Source organism: Streptomyces sp. NPDC054840, assembly GCF_053611065.1.
In genome coordinates, this window is sequence record NZ_JBSGZP010000914.1 from 1 (window position 1) to 2,343 (window position 2,343).

Annotated in this window: 3 protein-coding genes; all 3 read right to left on the reverse strand. The window is 74.1% G+C overall.

The window, feature by feature from the left end:
- Positions 1 to 197 (reverse strand): hypothetical protein (locus tag ACWGIU_RS35875; protein ID WP_453712278.1); only part of this gene is annotated, 197 nt, incomplete at its 3' end.
- Entirely contained in the window at positions 197 to 1,153 is a 957-nt protein-coding gene (gene hpnD / locus ACWGIU_RS35880) for a presqualene diphosphate synthase HpnD (RefSeq protein WP_453712279.1), read from the reverse strand. The genes hpnD and ACWGIU_RS35875, both read right to left, overlap by 1 nt.
- The gene (hpnC, locus tag ACWGIU_RS35885; protein ID WP_453712280.1) at positions 1,150 to 2,043 is read right to left on the reverse strand and encodes a squalene synthase HpnC; all 894 of its coding nucleotides are present in this window, start codon (positions 2,041 to 2,043) and stop codon (positions 1,150 to 1,152) included. Before hpnC ends, hpnD begins: the two co-directional genes overlap by 4 nt.
- Positions 2,044 to 2,343 lie beyond the last annotated feature (300 nt).

The following is a 2,343-nucleotide window of genomic DNA, read 5'->3' on the forward strand; positions in this document are numbered from 1 at the left end:
GGGACCCGGCGGGTCCCGGCGGGGCCGCGGTGCGGGCGCGGGTGCGCCGGCGCGCTCGCCCGGCAGCCGGCGCCCGGCGCCGCGACGGCGGCAGCGGGGCCGGTCGCGGCAGCGGTGGCGGCAGCGGGGCCGGTGATGGTGGCTGCAGCGGCAGCGGGGCCGGTGGCGGGCAGAGCGGCGGGGGCCGTCGCGGTCATCAGCCTCGCCTCCGCCGGCGGGAGACGGTCCGCGCGTCGAGGCCGGACAGGCCGCGCACGGCGACGTACGCCTTCTCGTGCGGCGGCAGCGACACGCGGCCCCGCAGCACCGCCTCCGGCTCCCGCTCGATGCGGTCCAGCAGGCGCCGGTAGATACCGGCCATGGCGGCCACGCAGGCACCGCTGCGCCGGTCGAGCATCGGCAGCAGCCGGTAGCCCTCGTCGAACAGGGCGCGGGCGCGCCGGACTTCGTGGTGGACGAGCCCGGCGAAGTCGGCGCCGGCGGGCATCCGCTCACTGTGGAAGCCGTCCGAGCAGCCGAACTTCGCGAGGTCCTCGGCGGGCAGGTAGGTGCGCCCGTTGCCGGCGTCCTCACGAACGTCCCGGAGGATGTTGGTGAGTTGCAGGGCGAGCCCGAGGATGTCGGCGTACTCCCCGGCGCGCGCGGCGTCGGCAGCTCCGAGGCCCGAGCCGTTCACCGTGCCGAACACGCCGAGCGAGAGCCGCCCGATGGCCCCGGCCACGCAGCGGCAGTAGGTCCTGAGGTCGTCCCAGGTCTCGTAGCTCTCGCCGCGGACGTCCATCAGGACCCCGTCGATGAGTTCGTCGAGGCCGCCGAGCGGGATGGGGAAGCGGCGCGCGGCGTGCGTGAGGGCGACGGCGACCGGGTCGGTGTCGTCCTCGTCGATCTCCTCGGCGCGGATCCGCCCGAGCAGGGCGCGCGTCTCCTCCAGCCGGGCGAACTTGGCCTCGGGCGCCAGCGTGCCGTCGCCGATGTCGTCGACCCGCCGCGAGAAGGCGTACAGCGCGGACATCGCCTGCCGCTTGTCGGCCGGCAGCAGGCGGATGCCGTAGGCGAAGTTGCGTGCCTGTGAACCGGTGACGGCCTCGCAGTAGCTGTAGGCGGCCTGGACCGGTGCGGACGCTTGTGTGGGGCCCTCCACGGTCGGGCTCACCCCTTTCTCGGCGCTGTACGCAGGACGGCGGCCACCTCGCGGAGCAGGCCGCTCTTGGTGGGCTTGGGCGGGCCGGGGAGCACGTCGAAACCGGCGGCGGTGACGGCTCGAAGAGCCGCACGCCCCCCTCCCACGAAGCCCGCGAGCAGCAGCCGGAGTCTGCCGTGCACGCTACCCACGAGCGGGGTGCCTTCATTCAGCAGCTCGCGTGCGCGCTCGGTTTCGCATGCGATCAGGGAGCGTACGGACGCGCCGGCGGACGGGGCGGCGAGCTCGGCCTCGGTCACGTGGAAGCGGCGCAGGTCCTCGGCGGGCAGGTAGATCCGGTCGCGGCCGAGGTCCTCGGCGACGTCCTGGATGTGTTCGACGATCTGCAGGGCGGTGCAGACGGCGTCGGAGCGGCGGATCCGCTCGGGGGTGCTGGTGCCGGTGAGGGAGAGCACGAGGCGGCCGACCGGGTTGGCGGACAGTTCGCAGTAGCCGACCAGGTCGGCGTACGTCTCGTAGCGCGCGACCCGCTGGTCCTGGCGGTTGGCCTCGATCAGCCCGAGGAACGGCTCGGGGGTCAGGCCGTGGGCGCGGACGACGGGCTGGAGGGCCTGCAGCAGCGGGTGCCGCGGCGGGCCGGCGGCGCCGGCGGAACCGTTGAAGACACGGTGCAGGTCCGCCTCGAAGGCGTCGAGCATGGCGAGCCGGTCGTCGACCGCGGCGGGGTCGAGACCGAGGAGTACGGCGTCGTGTCCGCCGGGGGCGAGGTCGCCGTCGCCGATGTCGTCGACGAGGCGGGCGTACCCGTAGACGGCCGTCAGCCCTTCGCGCCAGGCGCGGGGCAGGAAGACGGGGGCGACGGGGAAGTTCTCCGCCGCCGCCTTGTCGAGAGTGGCGCTCACGTGGACCGTGTCGGCCAGGGGTCGGATGCCGTGCCCCGGGGTCACCGCCCGCCGCCCGGGGCGGGGACGGCCGTCGTGCCTGGGGGCCGGAGAATTCCCGTAGCCATTGCCGTCACGTCTCCCGTTCTACACTGCCGACCCATTACATCCTATTTCGGACACGCCGCCGGGGGATTCCCCGAGCTGCCCCAAGGCCCTTCACCTGCGGGGAATCGTCCCCTCTTGCCGCGATTGAGGACCGCCTCAGCTTACGCTGTAGAACGTCGCGGAGCCCTCCGGGGTATTCGCTCCGCACCGAAT